The organism is Janthinobacterium sp. OK676 (assembly GCF_900103595.1).
Lineage (GTDB): Bacteria > Pseudomonadota > Gammaproteobacteria > Burkholderiales > Burkholderiaceae_D > Janthinobacterium.
In genome coordinates, this window is sequence record NZ_FNHA01000007.1 from 320,245 (window position 1) to 333,720 (window position 13,476).

Genomic DNA, 13,476 nt, shown 5'->3' on the forward strand with positions numbered 1-13,476 from the left:
CTTTTTTTTCCCATGAAGTATGTCAATCGCAGTAGCGGCTGTCATCCGCACGCCTGTCTGTTTGCGTCTGTTGCAAGCGGTGCTGGGATCGTGCGCCTTGCTGGCCGCCTGGCCCTTGAGCGGCACGTGGCCCGTTGCGGGCCTGTCCGACGCCGGTGCCGGCCCCGGCCACCTGGTGGGCGGGTATGCGCTGGGCTGGAGTGGCGCGCTGCTGAGTGCGGCTGGCGGCGTGTTTTTGCTGGCTTTGCCGCGCAGGCGCAGAAAGCCGCAGACGCTTGATATTTCGCCGGTTGGCCAGTTGCGGCTGGCGGTATATCTGGAGCATGGCGGGGCGCCGGAAATGGATGCCAGCGAGATGCCGGAGCCGGCTGTGGCGGTGTCTCCGGCAGTGCCGGGCCTGCGCCTGTTGCCGGGCTCGACCCTGTGGCCGTCACTGCTGGTGCTGTGCCTGGCCGATGCCGCAGGGCGGCGCACGGAGGTACTGGTGCAACGCGGAGGCAGCTGCGCCGCCTTCCGCCCGCTGGCCGTGGCGTGCCGGGCCATCGCAGCGCGCGGTGGGGAAGAATAAATGTGGGGTGAACACTGAACTTCTTGCAGCGGGCCAACTCTATATCCATACAGGCGCCCACGCTGCATGACTACAGGGACATTGGGCGTGAGGACAGAGCGCGAGTATGATCAGTTGCTGGTCGAGCGGGTGCAGGCTGGCGACAAACGGGCATTCGATGTGCTGGTATCGAAATACCAGCGTCGCTTGATGCGTCTTGTGTCGCGCCTTGTGCATGACCCGGCGGAGGCCGAAGATGTGGTGCAGGAAACCTTTATCAAGGCGTACCGGGCGCTGCGCCATTTTCGCGGCGAGGCCGCGTTTTATACCTGGCTGTATCGCATCGGCATCAATACGGCCAAGAATTATCTCGTTACGCAAGGGAGGCGCGCTGCCACGTCCAGCGATGCCGACGCCGAGCAGGCGGAATCCTTCGATGATGGCAATAAATTGCGCGACAACAATACACCCGAATCGGTGCTGGCCAGCAAGCAGATTGCGGCTACCGTCAATGCGGCAATGGATGTGCTGCCCATCGAATTGCGCACGGCCATCGTCCTGCGCGAAATCGAGGGCCTGAGCTATGAAGAAATATCGGAGATCATGGCGTGCCCCATCGGCACCGTGCGCAGCAGGATATTTCGCGCGCGCGAAGTGATTGCGGAGAAATTGAAACCGTTGCTGGACATGCCAATTGACAAGCGTTGGTAATCTGGGGAGTATGAGGTTGGCATGGCTGCGTCCGGTTTCCGCACCGATCTTCTTGAAATGGCAGGACCCATCATGGATACGCATACACGATTGCACGAGACTATTTCCGCCCTGGCCGATGGCGAGCTGGCGGCGAGCGAACTCGAACTGGCTTTTGCCGCCCTCGACACGGATGAGGGGCGGCAAGTATGGGAGGCCTATCGCCATATCGGCGACGTGCTGCGTTCGGAGCAGTGCGGTCATCCACTGAGCGCCCGGTTCCATGCGGGGCTGGCCAGCCGCCTGGCCGCCGAGGCGGCGGCTGCCCATGCCGAGCCGCTGCTGCCCCTGTCCGCCGCCCTCGTGCCGCCGGGCACTGCCGAGCCGCTGGAGGCGGGGCCGCTGGCGCAGCGCTGACGCATTTTCCATCTTATGCCAGGCTTAACGTTCCCGTCGCCCTCTTGACACTGGACTTCGGTACGATTGACACTGTGAACAGGCAATATCTTGCTTTTGCGATATATTGTTGCTGCCATGCGCGCTGCGGGGTGTGTTTGCCCTCGGGGTTCCGTCGTGACGGCCAATCATGCACGCAGGCAATCGCCTGATCCGTTTTGATCCGTTTACATATTCGAAAAGATACTTTCCATGAAAAAAAACATGTGTGCCGCCAGCAAGTCGTTTTCAGTGAAGACGCTTTCCGCCTTATTGTTCGGTACGGCTGGCGTCTTCCTTGCTCCCACCATGCTGGGCCTGGCGCCACAGGCGCAGGCCGCCGTGCCTGCCGTAAAACTGCCTGATTTCTCGGACCTGGTCGACGCCGTCGGCCCGGCCGTCGTAAATATCCGCACCACCGAGCGCCTGAAGATGAACGGCCCCGGCATGGGCGGCCAGGATGAGCAGGAAATGCAGGAATTCCTGCGCCGCTTCTTTGGCGGCGCCATGCCGACGCCGCGCCAGCAGGCGCCACGCGGTGGTCGCCGCGCCGTGCCGCAAGAGCAGGAAGTGCAGCGCGGTGTCGGTTCCGGCTTCATCATCTCGGCCGATGGCTATGTGCTGAGCAATGCCCACGTGGTCGATGGCGCCGATGAAGTCTACGTAACCCTCACGGACAAGCGCGAATTCAAGGCCAAGGTGATCGGCGCCGATGCGCGCACCGACGTGGCCCTGCTGAAAATCGAGGGCGGCAACCTGCCGCGCCTGACCATCGGCGACTCGAACAAGATACGCGTGGGCGAGTGGGTCATCGCCATCGGCTCGCCGTTCAACCTGGAAAACACGGTAACGGCCGGCATCATTTCCGCCAAGTCACGCGACACGGGTGATTACCTGCCCCTGATCCAGAGCGACGTGGCCGTCAACCCCGGCAACTCGGGTGGTCCGCTGATCAATATGCGCGGTGAAGTGATCGGCATCAACTCGCAGATCGCCACCCTGTCCGGCGCCTACAACGGTATCTCGTTTGCCGTGCCCATCGATGAAGCCATGCGCGTGGGCGAGCAGCTGAAAAAGACGGGCAAGGTCGTGCGCGGGCGCATCGGCGTGCAGATCGGCGAAGTGAGCAAGGACGTGGCGGAGTCGCTGGGCTTGCCGAACGCCAAGGGCGCGCAAGTGTCGATGGTGGAGCCGGGCGGTCCGGCCGACAAGGCGGGCATCAAGCCGGGCGACATCATCCTGAAATTCAACGGTGCCCAGATCGAGCGTTCCTCCGACCTGCCGCGCCTGGTGGGTGGCGCCGCCGTCAACGGCAAGTCCACGCTGACCGTTTGGCGCAAGGGTGCGCAGCAGGACATCCCCGTCACCGTCGTCGAGCTGGAAAGCGAAAAAACGGCGAAGAAGGGTGTCAAGGAGCCGGAAGCGCAAGCCGTCAATGCTCTGGGGCTGAAGGTCAGCGACGTGCCGGCCGCGAAGAAACAGGAACTGAAGATCGACGCGGGTGTGCTGGTCGACGATGCCGATGGCGTGGCGGCCCTGGCCGGCCTGCAGCCTGGCGATGTGATCTTGCAACTGAATAACGTTGCCGTGAAAGATGCTAAACAGTTCAATGCCCTGGTCGCCAAGCTCGACCCGAAGAAGACGTCGGCCGTGCTGGTGCGTCGTGGCGATACGGCGCAATTCGTGTCGCTGCGCCCGTCGGCGAAGTAACCATGTGATCATCCCGCACTCCGGCTGCGGCCGGGATGCGGTATCCTGCCCGCCATGCACTTCACCCTCTATTCCCGCAGTTATTGCCACCTTTGCCAGGACATGCTCGACGCCTTGCTCCTGCTGCAGCCGCCCGGAAAACCGTTTACGGTGGACGTGGTCGACATCGACGCGTCGCCCGACGCCTCGCTGCTGGCGCGTTTTGACGAGCTCGTGCCGGTGCTGTTCGGCGACCTGGCGCAGCCCGAGCTATGCCATTATTTTCTCGACGAGGCGGCCGTGCGGCGCTGCCTGCTGTAGCTTGATTGTCAATATTGACACTGCATTGCACCATTCTGGTGCCGAAAACAGCGGAAAATGTCGGCTTGCCCCGGTGCTGGCCTCATAAGACGGGCTTTCTACTCTGAAATCCGGTAAAATGGGGAGGTCGAAAAAGCTACTGTCCGAGGCAGCAGCTTCTGTCGCTTCAAAAGCGCTCGCCTGGGCATGCAGATGTCCTGCTCGGAGCGCTTTTTTTATCATGAGCGGGGCGCCGGGTTTGGCCCGGGCATGATCCCCTTGATTCCTGTTAAGCAGTGTCGTCACTCGCACATATATTAGTTAATGAACAACATACGCAATTTCTCCATCATCGCCCATATTGACCACGGTAAATCGACCTTGGCTGACCGCATCATTCAATTGTGCGGCGGCTTGTCCGACCGCGAGATGGAGGCGCAGGTGCTCGATTCGATGGATCTGGAGCGCGAGCGCGGCATTACCATCAAGGCGCAAACGGCGGCCCTGCACTACAAGGCCCGCGATGGCCAGATCTACAACCTGAACCTGATCGATACGCCGGGCCACGTCGACTTCAGCTATGAAGTGTCGCGCTCGCTGTCGGCGTGCGAAGGCGCGCTGCTGGTCGTGGACGCGTCGCAAGGCGTGGAAGCGCAAACGGTCGCCAACTGCTACACGGCGCTGGACCTGGGCGTGGAAGTGGTGCCCGTCCTGAACAAGATCGACTTGCCGAACGCGGACCCGCCGAGCGCGATTGCCGAGATCGAAGACGTGATCGGCATCGACGCCGGCGATGCCGTGCATTGCTCGGCCAAGACGGGCTTCGGCGTGCTCGACGTGCTCGAACAACTGATCGTCAAGGTGCCGCCACCGAAGGGCGACCCCGATGCGCCGCTGCAGGCGCTGATCGTCGACTCCTGGTATGACGCCTATGTGGGCGTGGTCATGCTGGTGCGCGTCATCAACGGCACCCTGAAACCGAAAGACAAGATTCGCCTGATGGCCACCGATTCGGTGCAACTGGTGGAAGACATCGGCGTGTTCTCGCCCCGTTCGCAATCCTTGCCGCAATTGTCGGCAGGCCAGGTGGGCTTCATCATCGCCGGCATCAAGGAATTGAAGGCGGCGAAAGTGGGCGACACCGTCACCCTGGCCAACCGTCCCGCCGCCGCGCCATTGCCTGGCTTCAAGGAAGTGCAGCCGCAAGTGTTCGCCGGCCTGTTCCCCGTGGAAGCGAACCAGTACGACGCGCTGCGCGACTCGCTGGAAAAGCTGAAACTGAACGACGCGGCCCTGATGTACGAGCCGGAAGTGTCGCAGGCGCTGGGCTTCGGCTTCCGCTGCGGCTTCCTGGGCTTGCTGCACATGGAAATCGTGCAGGAGCGCCTCGAGCGCGAATTCGACATGGACCTGATCACCACGGCGCCAACCGTCGTGTATGAAGTGATCCAGCGCGACGGCACCATGATCAACGTCGACAATCCATCGAAGATGCCCGATCCGTCGCGCATCGAGGAAGTGCGCGAGCCTATCGTGACGGTCAATCTGTACATGCCGCAGGAATACGTGGGCTCCGTGATCACCTTGTGTATCGGCAAGCGCGGCATCCAGATGGACATGAGCTACCACGGCCGCCAGGTCAAGCTCGTGTATGAAATGCCGATGGCCGAGATCGTGCTGGACTTCTTCGACCGCCTGAAATCGACGTCGCGCGGCTATGCCTCGATGGATTACGAGTTCAAGGAATACCGCGCGGCCGACGTGGTCAAGGTCGACATGCTGATCAACAGCGAAAAAGTCGATGCGCTGGCCATCATCGTCCACCGTTCGAACAGCCAGTACCGTGGCCGCCAGGTGGCCGCCAAGATGCGTGAACTGATCCCGCGCCAGATGTTCGACGTGGCGATTCAAGCGACCATCGGCGCGAACATCATTTCGCGCGAGAACGTGAAAGCCTTGCGCAAGAACGTCTTGGCCAAGTGCTATGGCGGCGACATCAGCCGCAAGAAAAAATTGCTGGAAAAACAAAAAGCGGGCAAGAAACGCATGAAGCAAGTGGGTTCCGTGGAGATCCCGCAAGAAGCATTCCTGGCAATTTTACAAGTGGATGGTTAATCAATGAACCTGCAAGTGATTTTAGGAAATTTCGCTTTAATCCTGTTCGTGCTGATGGTGTTGACGGGCCTGGTCTGGTGCCTGGACGTGTTTTATCTGTCCAAGCAGCGCCGCAAGGCGGCCGACCGTGCCCTGGCCGAGTTCGATGCGCGCCAGTCCAAGCTGGCCGCCGAGGGCATCAAGTCCGATGCGGGCGGCAGCCGCGCCAGCATCGAGGCGGCCCTGTTGCGCCAGCCGACCTGGGTCGAGTACTCGGGCAGCTTCTTCCCCGTCATCGCGCTCGTGTTCTGCCTGCGCTCGTTTTTGTACGAGCCGTTCAAGATCCCGTCGAGCTCGATGGTGCCGACCTTGCTGGTGGGCGATCTGATCCTGGTGAACAAGTTCACCTATGGCATCCGTCTGCCCATCGTCAACAAGCGCATCATTGAAGTCAACGATCCGCAGCGCGGCGACGTGATGGTGTTCAAGTATCCGAAAGACATGTCGCAAGACTATATCAAGCGCGTGATCGGCGTACCCGGTGATAAAATCACCTATGAAAACAAGCGCTTGACGGTGAACGGCAAGGAAGTGGCGTACACGCCGCTGGACGACTACCTGGACGACGAAAGCACCGTGTACCACAAGCAGCTGGAAGAAAACCTGACGGGCGTCAGCCACCGCATCCTCAACGACGAGCCGGCTCCTACGTTGAACTTGCGCGAAGTGAAGGATTTTCCGCACAAGGAGGCTTGCGACTACAACGAAGACGGCTTCACGTGCGTGGTACCGGCAGGCAACTACTTCATGATGGGTGACAACCGCGACAATAGCGCGGACAGCCGCTACTGGGGCTTCGTGCCGAACGAGAACATCGTCGGCAAGGCTTTCCTCGTGTGGATGAACTTCAGCAATCCGAAAAGAGTGGGTGGCATACACTAAGCCGCCCGCATGGCTGTCGCGCCGATTCCCCGCGCGGCGGCCAGCCGAATTACTCAGATGACACAGAAACAACAATGAATCTTCAGCTATTGCAAACCCGTTTAGGCTATACGTTCCAGGATGCTGGCCTGTTGCAGCAAGCCTTGACGCATCGTAGCCACAGCAGTTTGCATAACGAGCGGCTGGAATTCCTCGGCGACTCCATCCTCAACTGCGTGGTCGCCTCCATCCTGTACGAACGTTTCAAGTCCATCGACGAGGGCGATCTGTCGCGCCTGCGCGCCAATCTGGTCAAGCAGCAGTCGCTGTATGAAATCGCGCAGAAGCTGGAATTGTCGCAATTCTTGCGCCTGGGCGAAGGCGAACTGAAATCGGGCGGTTTCCGCCGTCCTTCGATTCTCGCCGATACTCTCGAAGCCTTGCTCGGCGCCATCTTCCTCGATACGGGTTTCGATGCGGCCAGCACGGTGATCCGCGCTTTCTACATCCCCATCCTTGATTCGGTCGATCCGCAAACCCTGGGCAAGGATGCCAAGACCCTGCTGCAGGAGTTTTTGCAAAGCAAGAAAATTTCGCTGCCACAGTACAACGTGGTGGCCACCCACGGCGCCGCCCACAGCCAGGAATTCGAGATCGAATGCCTGGTGCCGAAATTGAACATCCAGGTCTACGGCCGTGGCGGAAGCCGCCGCGCCGGTGAGCAAGCCGCCGCCAAACTGGCGCTGGACGTGGCCGAGCAGGCGCTGCTGAAGTCGCCTGCCGCCAGCCGCAAGCCCAAACCGCGCGCCGCCCAGCTCAAGCTGGCCGGCATTGCCACCATCCAGAGCGACGACGCGCAAGCTCCTGCAGCCCCGGCGATCGCCGCTCACACTAAACAGAATCGACACTAGCATGACAGCCACCAAAATGCCCGACAACTTCCGCTGCGGCTATATCGCCATCGTGGGCCGCCCCAACGTGGGCAAATCGACCCTGATGAACGTGCTGATCGGCGCGAAGGTCAGCATCACTTCGCGCAAGGCGCAAACGACGCGCCACCGCATCACGGGCATCCAGACGGTGCCGGACGCGCAGTTCATCTACGTCGACACGCCTGGCTTCCAGACGCGCCACTCGAACGCGCTGAACAAGACGCTGAACAAGACCGTCACCAACACCCTGATTTCCTCGGACGTGATTTTGTATGTGATCGAGGCGGGGACGTTTGGCCCGGCCGACCAGCAAGTGATGGACCTGCTGCCGAAGGAAGTGCCGTGCATCCTCGTCATCAATAAATCGGACCGCGTGAAAGACAAGGCCGTGCTGCTGCCGTTCGCGCAAAAGGTTGCCGCCATGCGCGACTTCGCCGCCATCGTGCCTGTCTCCGCCAAGCTGCATTTCCAGCTGGAAGGCTTGCAGAACGAAATCAAGCGCTTCCTGCCGGAAAACCAGCCGATCTTCGGCCCGGACGACATCACGGACCGCAGCGAAAAATTCCTCGCCTCGGAAATCGTGCGCGAAAAACTGTTCCGCTTTGTCGGCGACGAACTGCCGTACACGAGCACCGTGCTGATCGAGAAATTCGAGCAGGAAGGCGATCTGCGCCGCGTGTTCGCCGCCATCCTCGTCGAGCGCGATACGCACAAGTCCATGATCATCGGCAACAAGGGCGCGCGCCTGAAGGAAGTGTCCACCCAGGCCCGCCTGGATATGGAAAAGCTGTTCGGCGGCCCCGTGTACCTGGAAATCTGGGTCAAGGTCAAGTCGGGCTGGGCCGACAACGAGGCGGGCTTGCGCGCCTACGGCTACGAGTAATCCGCAACCCGGGGGCGACGCCACACGCATGAGCACCACCACGCCAGCGCTGCACGATCCTGCGCCAGCCTCCATCGTTGTCCCTGCGCCGGCGGCCATTGCGCCGCCGGCCGCAACTGCCGCATCCGCCGCGCCCCGGCGCAGCCGTCCGCCCGCGCGCGACGGCAAGGTCACGGGCCAGCCCGCGTTCGTGCTGCACAGCTATCCGCATAAAGAAACCAGCCTCATCGTCGACGTGTTTACGCGCGAGTACGGCCGCATCGCGCTCGTCGCCAAGGGCGCCAAGCGTCCCCATTCGCAGTTGCGCGGCGTGCTGCAGACCTTCCAGCCCCTGCAGGCCGGCTGGACGGGCAAATCCGAATTGCGCATCCTGACGGGCGCCGAGTGGGTGGGCGGCATGCTGCCGCTGGAAAAGACCGCCTTGCTGTGCGGCTTTTATCTGAACGAATTGCTGGTGAAATTGCTGGCGCGCGACGACCCGCATCCCGTCCTGTTCGACCACTACGTTGCCACCTTGAATCAACTGGCGCACAATGAGCCGGCGCCCATCGTGCTGCGCAAGTTCGAACGCGCCCTGCTCAAGGAAACGGGCGTGGCGGCCGACCTGACGCGCTGCACGGGCACGCGCCAGGCCGTCGATGCGGGGCAGGTCTATGTGGTCGACCCGGAGCGGGGGCCGCGCCCGGCGCGCGCCGCCGACGCCTGGCCCAGGATCACGGGCAAGACCCTGCTCGACATGGAGCGCGAAGATTATCTTGACGCGGCCACGCAGGCGCAAAGCAAGCTGCTGATGCGCTTTTTGCTGGCCCATCAACTGGGAGGCGCCACCTTGAACACGCGCCAGATACTGATCGATTTAATGCAGCTGTAATAGACTTCAGCACTTTACGGACACCATCATATGAGCTTTTTGCAGCCTTCCGGCCCCGTCATCGACCTGGGCGTCAATATCGACCACGTGGCCACCTTGCGCAATGCGCGCGGCACCGCGTATCCGGACCCGATCCGCGCGGCCTTGCTGGCCGAGCAGGCGGGCGCCGACGCCATCACCCTGCATTTGCGCGAAGACCGCCGCCACATCAAGGATGCGGACGTGATCGCCATCGCACCGCAATTGCTTACACGCATGAACCTGGAAGCGGCCGTGACGCAGGAAATGATCGACTTCGCCTGCCGCATCAAGCCGGCGGACGTCTGCCTAGTGCCGGAAAAACGCACGGAAGTGACGACGGAAGGGGGGCTGGACGTGGTGCGCTACTTCAAGGAAGTGCAGGCGGCCGTGCAGCAATTGCAGGGCGAGGGCATCCGCGTGAGCCTGTTCATCGATGCGGACGAGCAGCAGATCGCCGCCGCTGCCGAGCTCGGCGCGCCCGTGATCGAGCTGCATACGGGCCGCTACGCGGACACCGAGGGCGCCGAGCAATTGGCGGAGCTGGAACGCATCAAGGCGGGCGTGCTGTTCGGCGTGGGCCGCGGCTTGAAGGTTAACGCGGGCCACGGCTTGCATTACACCAATGTGCAGGCGATTGCCGCCATTCCCGATATTGCGGAACTGAATATTGGCCACGCCATCGTCGCGCATGCCGTGTTTGTCGGCTGGGAAAACGCCGTGCGCGAAATGAAGGCCATCATGGTGGCCACGCGCCTCGGGCACAGCGCCTATTAAGCGATAGCAAGGAGGCAGCATGATCTACGGCATCGGTACCGATATCTGCAAGATCCCGCGCATCGAGGCGGCCCTGGCGCGCCATGGCGAGCGCTTCGCGAAAAAGATACTGGGACCGCAGGAGCTGGAAAAATTCCGCGCCCGCAGCGCCAAGAATGCCGTGCGCGGCGTGCGCTTCCTCGCCACGCGCTTCGCGGCAAAAGAAGCGTTTTCCAAGGCCATCGGCCTGGGCTTGCGCATGCCCATGACGTGGCCCGCCGCGCAGATGCTGAACCACCCGAGCGGCAAGCCGATGATCGTCTGCAGCGGCGTGCTGGCCGAATTCATGGAAAAACACCGCCTGAGCGCGCAAGTGACGATCAGCGATGAAGAAGAGTATGCGGTCGCGTTCGTGATCGTGGAGCAAGCAGTGTAACTATGATTGCGCAATGAGCCAGCAATGACTGAAGCAATATCCGACCTCAATTCCACAGAAACGCCGCCCGATCCGCGCGCGCAGGTGCTGGCCACCGTCGCCAAGCTGCCGAACCTGCCCGGCGTGTACCGCTATTTCGATGCCGCCGACAAGGTGCTGTACGTGGGCAAGGCGCGCGACCTGAAAAAGCGCGTCTCCAGCTATTTCCAGAAGAACCTGGCCAGTCCCCGCATCGCCATGATGGTCGAGCGCATCGCGCGCCTGGAAACGACCGTCACGCACAGCGAGGCGGAAGCGCTGATCCTGGAAAACAATCTGATCAAGGCGCTGCAGCCGCGCTACAACATCCTGTTCCGCGACGACAAGTCGTATCCGTATTTGAAAATCACGAATGGCGATGCGCCGCGCATGGTGTATTACCGGGGCGCGGTGGACAAGAAAAACCAGTATTTCGGGCCGTTCCCCAGTTCCTGGGCCGTCAAGGAATCGATGCAGATCCTGCAAAAGGTGTTCCTCATCCGCACCTGCGAGGACAGCGTGTTTGCGAACCGCACGCGGCCCTGCCTGCTGCACCAGATCGGCCGCTGCAGCGCGCCGTGCGTGGACTTGATCAGCAAGGAAGACTATAAAAACGACGTGGAAAACGCGGCGCGCTTCCTGCGCGGGCGCCAGAGCGAAGTGCTGGCCGACCTGGAAAAGAAGATGCATGCGTTTGCCGCCGAGCTGAAATTCGAGCAGGCCGTGGTGGTGCGCAACCAGATCGCGTCGCTGTCGCGCGTGCTGCACCAGCAAAGCATGGAAACGACGGGCGACGCCGATGTCGACATCATCGCCGTGCTGGTCCAGGGCGGGCGCGCCTGCGTCAACCTGGCCATGGTGCGCGGCGGGCGCCACCTGGGCGACCGCGCCTACTTCCCCAGCCAGCTCAGCGATGCAGCGGCGATTGCCGAGGAAGCCATCGAGGTGGAAGTGCTGGCCGCCTTCCTGGCCCAGCACTACACGGAAAAATTCATCCCCGGTACCCTGATCCTGAATGTCGAATTCGACCAGCCGGCTTTGATGGTGGCGCTGATGGAGCAGTGCGGCCACCGCATCAACCTGATTTTCCAGCCGCAGGGACAGCGCCGCCAGTGGCTGGAACTGGCACAGAAGGGCGCCGAGATTTCGCTGGCGCGCTTGTTGTCGGAGCAGGGGTCGCAGCAGTCGCGCACGCGCGCGCTGGCCGAGGCACTGCGCCTGGAAACGGAAGACCTCGACAGCCTGCGCGTCGAGTGTTTCGACATCAGCCATACGCAGGGCGAGGCGACGCAGGCGTCGTGCGTCGTGTTCCACCACCACGCCATGCAGAACGGCGAATACCGCCGCTACAACATCAACGACATCACGCCCGGCGACGATTACGCGGCCATGCGCCAGGTCCTGATGCGCCGCTACGAAAAGGTGGCGAATGGCGACGGCGTGATGCCCGACGTGGTCTTGATCGACGGCGGCAAGGGCCAGATCGAGATGGCGCGCCAGGTGTTTGCCGAGCTGGGACTCGATATCAGCCTGATCGTCGGCGTGGCCAAGGGGGAAGGGCGCAAGGTTGGCCTGGAAACCCTGCTGTTTGTCGATGGCCGCGCGCCGCAGGAACTGGGCAAGGAATCGGCGGCCCTGATGCTGATCGCGCAAATCCGCGACGAGGCGCACCGCTTTGCCATCACCGGCATGCGCGCCAAGCGGGCCAAGACGCGCCAGACGTCACGCCTGGAAGAGATCGAAGGCATCGGCGCCAAGCGCAGGCAAAAACTGCTGTCGCGCTTTGGCGGCTTGCGCGGCGTCGTCGACGCCAGCGTCGAGGATCTGATGTCGGTGGAAGGCATTTCCACGCAACTGGCGGAAGAGATCTACAAGCAATTACATTGATGGATCAGTGGCCTGCTCCGGCGCTGCGGCAAGCGGACTAGGCTAATACCTTGGGGCCATGTAGACTAGTGGCGCTTTCTTCACGCTTTCTTCATGTTCAATTTACCCGTCGGCCGATTGCTCTCTTATGCCTTTTAATATTCCCATCCTTCTGACCTGGCTGCGCGTGGCCCTGATACCGCTCGTCGTCGGCGTGTTTTATTTACCGCCGTCGATGCTGCTGCATGGCGACCAGAACCTGGTCGCCACCCTGGTCTTCATCGTTGCGGCCGTGACCGACTGGTTCGACGGCTTCCTCGCGCGGCGCTGGAACCAGACGTCGGCCTTCGGCGCCTTCCTCGATCCGGTCGCCGACAAGCTGATGGTGGCGGGCGCCTTGCTGGTGCTGGTGCAGCTGGACCGTGTCAATGCCGTGCTGGCCTTCATCATCATCGGCCGCGAAATCACGATTTCCGCGCTGCGTGAATGGATGGCGCAGATCGGCGCCTCGAAATCGGTGGCCGTCAGCTCGATCGGCAAGATCAAGACGGCCGCGCAAATGACGGCCATTCCCTTGCTGCTGTACCACGAAGTGATCTTTGGCGCGATCGACACCCACGTGTGGGGCGAGAAGCTGCTGTGGATCGCCTGCGTGCTGACCGTGTGGTCGATGTTCTATTACCTGCGTCTGGCGTGGCCGCTCATCAAGGAAAAGGCCGGCAATCTTCATTGAAAGGGGTCGTACCCTTCGGGTGCGACCCCAGCATTTTTGCCTTTGGGTTGGGCTATTTCAGCGCCGTATACAACCCTTGAGCAAAGACCGGGGTCAGACTCGACGGGACTCGGCGTCCTCGTCTGACCCCAAATATTTTGCAAAAGACCAGATATTGCCCGTTGACAGCCCCTGTAATCCCTCTATAATGCTGGCCTGTTGTTGATGACGCGGGAGTAGCTCAGTTGGTAGAGCGCAACCTTGCCAAGGTTGAGGTCGAGAGTTCGAGACTCTTCTCCCGCTCCAGT

Annotated in this window: 14 protein-coding genes and 1 tRNA gene; all 15 read left to right on the forward strand. The window is 61.6% G+C overall.

Going from position 1 to position 13,476, the window contains the following annotated elements; all coding sequences use genetic code 11:
- Positions 1 to 19 precede the first annotated feature (19 nt).
- Positions 20 to 568, forward strand: coding sequence for a hypothetical protein (locus BLU39_RS16275; protein ID WP_139178314.1), 549 nt, complete (start codon positions 20 to 22; stop codon positions 566 to 568).
- 66 nt (positions 569 to 634) lie between these two features.
- Positions 635 to 1,258 (forward strand): RNA polymerase sigma factor RpoE, encoded by a 624-nt coding sequence (gene rpoE, locus BLU39_RS16280; RefSeq protein WP_035820241.1) that lies wholly within the window; start codon positions 635 to 637, stop codon positions 1,256 to 1,258.
- A 72-nt stretch (positions 1,259 to 1,330) separates the two neighbouring features.
- Positions 1,331 to 1,654, forward strand: coding sequence for a sigma-E factor negative regulatory protein (locus BLU39_RS16285; protein ID WP_092714689.1), 324 nt, complete (start codon positions 1,331 to 1,333; stop codon positions 1,652 to 1,654).
- 231 nt (positions 1,655 to 1,885) lie between these two features.
- Positions 1,886 to 3,382 carry a DegQ family serine endoprotease gene (locus BLU39_RS16290; protein ID WP_092714691.1) on the forward strand — a complete coding sequence of 499 codons (1,497 nt, stop codon included), beginning with the start codon at positions 1,886 to 1,888 and terminating at the stop codon, positions 3,380 to 3,382.
- Positions 3,383 to 3,436: 54 nt separating this feature from the next.
- Positions 3,437 to 3,682 (forward strand): glutaredoxin family protein, encoded by a 246-nt coding sequence (locus tag BLU39_RS16295; protein ID WP_092714693.1) that lies wholly within the window; start codon positions 3,437 to 3,439, stop codon positions 3,680 to 3,682.
- Positions 3,683 to 3,985: 303 nt separating this feature from the next.
- Positions 3,986 to 5,776, forward strand: coding sequence for a translation elongation factor 4 (gene lepA / locus BLU39_RS16300; RefSeq protein WP_034749621.1), 1,791 nt, complete (start codon positions 3,986 to 3,988; stop codon positions 5,774 to 5,776).
- Positions 5,777 to 5,779: 3 nt separating this feature from the next.
- Positions 5,780 to 6,697, forward strand: coding sequence for a signal peptidase I (gene lepB, locus BLU39_RS16305; RefSeq protein WP_092714695.1), 918 nt, complete (start codon positions 5,780 to 5,782; stop codon positions 6,695 to 6,697).
- Positions 6,698 to 6,771: 74 nt separating this feature from the next.
- On the forward strand, positions 6,772 to 7,587 hold the full coding sequence (gene rnc / locus BLU39_RS16310; protein WP_034749615.1) for a ribonuclease III: 816 nt from the start codon (positions 6,772 to 6,774) through the stop codon (positions 7,585 to 7,587).
- Position 7,588: 1 nt separating this feature from the next.
- A complete protein-coding gene (gene era / locus BLU39_RS16315) occupies positions 7,589 to 8,491 on the forward strand; it encodes a GTPase Era (RefSeq protein ID WP_046683972.1) in 903 nt (300 codons plus the stop codon).
- Between the two features lie 28 nt (positions 8,492 to 8,519).
- Entirely contained in the window at positions 8,520 to 9,362 is an 843-nt protein-coding gene (gene recO, locus BLU39_RS16320) for a DNA repair protein RecO (protein ID WP_092714697.1), read from the forward strand.
- 30 nt (positions 9,363 to 9,392) lie between these two features.
- Positions 9,393 to 10,157: a pyridoxine 5'-phosphate synthase gene (gene pdxJ, locus BLU39_RS16325; RefSeq protein WP_092714699.1), complete on the forward strand. Its 765-nt coding sequence runs from the start codon at positions 9,393 to 9,395 to the stop codon at positions 10,155 to 10,157.
- A 19-nt stretch (positions 10,158 to 10,176) separates the two neighbouring features.
- Positions 10,177 to 10,572: a holo-ACP synthase gene (gene acpS / locus BLU39_RS16330; protein WP_092714701.1), complete on the forward strand. Its 396-nt coding sequence runs from the start codon at positions 10,177 to 10,179 to the stop codon at positions 10,570 to 10,572.
- Between the two features lie 24 nt (positions 10,573 to 10,596).
- Entirely contained in the window at positions 10,597 to 12,477 is a 1,881-nt protein-coding gene (uvrC, locus tag BLU39_RS16335; RefSeq protein ID WP_092714703.1) for an excinuclease ABC subunit UvrC, read from the forward strand.
- Positions 12,478 to 12,604: 127 nt separating this feature from the next.
- Complete coding sequence (pgsA, locus tag BLU39_RS16340; protein WP_034749601.1) at positions 12,605 to 13,189, forward strand: CDP-diacylglycerol--glycerol-3-phosphate 3-phosphatidyltransferase; 585 nt, start codon at positions 12,605 to 12,607, stop codon at positions 13,187 to 13,189.
- Between the two features lie 209 nt (positions 13,190 to 13,398).
- A tRNA-Gly gene (locus BLU39_RS16345) sits at positions 13,399 to 13,474 on the forward strand.
- The last annotated feature ends 2 nt before the right edge of the window (positions 13,475 to 13,476 follow it).

Coding starts and splice junctions, on each gene's coding strand:
- era (WP_046683972.1), top strand. CDS start 7,589: ATGACAGCCACCAAAATGCCCGACAACTTCCGCTGCGGCTATATCGCC.
- pdxJ (WP_092714699.1), top strand. CDS start 9,393: ATGAGCTTTTTGCAGCCTTCCGGCCCCGTCATCGACCTGGGCGTCAAT.
- BLU39_RS16290 (WP_092714691.1), top strand. CDS start 1,886: ATGAAAAAAAACATGTGTGCCGCCAGCAAGTCGTTTTCAGTGAAGACG.
- uvrC (WP_092714703.1), top strand. CDS start 10,597: ATGACTGAAGCAATATCCGACCTCAATTCCACAGAAACGCCGCCCGAT.
- acpS (WP_092714701.1), top strand. CDS start 10,177: ATGATCTACGGCATCGGTACCGATATCTGCAAGATCCCGCGCATCGAG.
- BLU39_RS16275 (WP_139178314.1), top strand. CDS start 20: ATGTCAATCGCAGTAGCGGCTGTCATCCGCACGCCTGTCTGTTTGCGT.
- pgsA (WP_034749601.1), top strand. CDS start 12,605: ATGCCTTTTAATATTCCCATCCTTCTGACCTGGCTGCGCGTGGCCCTG.
- rnc (WP_034749615.1), top strand. CDS start 6,772: ATGAATCTTCAGCTATTGCAAACCCGTTTAGGCTATACGTTCCAGGAT.
- lepB (WP_092714695.1), top strand. CDS start 5,780: ATGAACCTGCAAGTGATTTTAGGAAATTTCGCTTTAATCCTGTTCGTG.
- BLU39_RS16285 (WP_092714689.1), top strand. CDS start 1,331: ATGGATACGCATACACGATTGCACGAGACTATTTCCGCCCTGGCCGAT.
- BLU39_RS16295 (WP_092714693.1), top strand. CDS start 3,437: ATGCACTTCACCCTCTATTCCCGCAGTTATTGCCACCTTTGCCAGGAC.
- rpoE (WP_035820241.1), top strand. CDS start 635: ATGACTACAGGGACATTGGGCGTGAGGACAGAGCGCGAGTATGATCAG.
- lepA (WP_034749621.1), top strand. CDS start 3,986: ATGAACAACATACGCAATTTCTCCATCATCGCCCATATTGACCACGGT.
- recO (WP_092714697.1), top strand. CDS start 8,520: ATGAGCACCACCACGCCAGCGCTGCACGATCCTGCGCCAGCCTCCATC.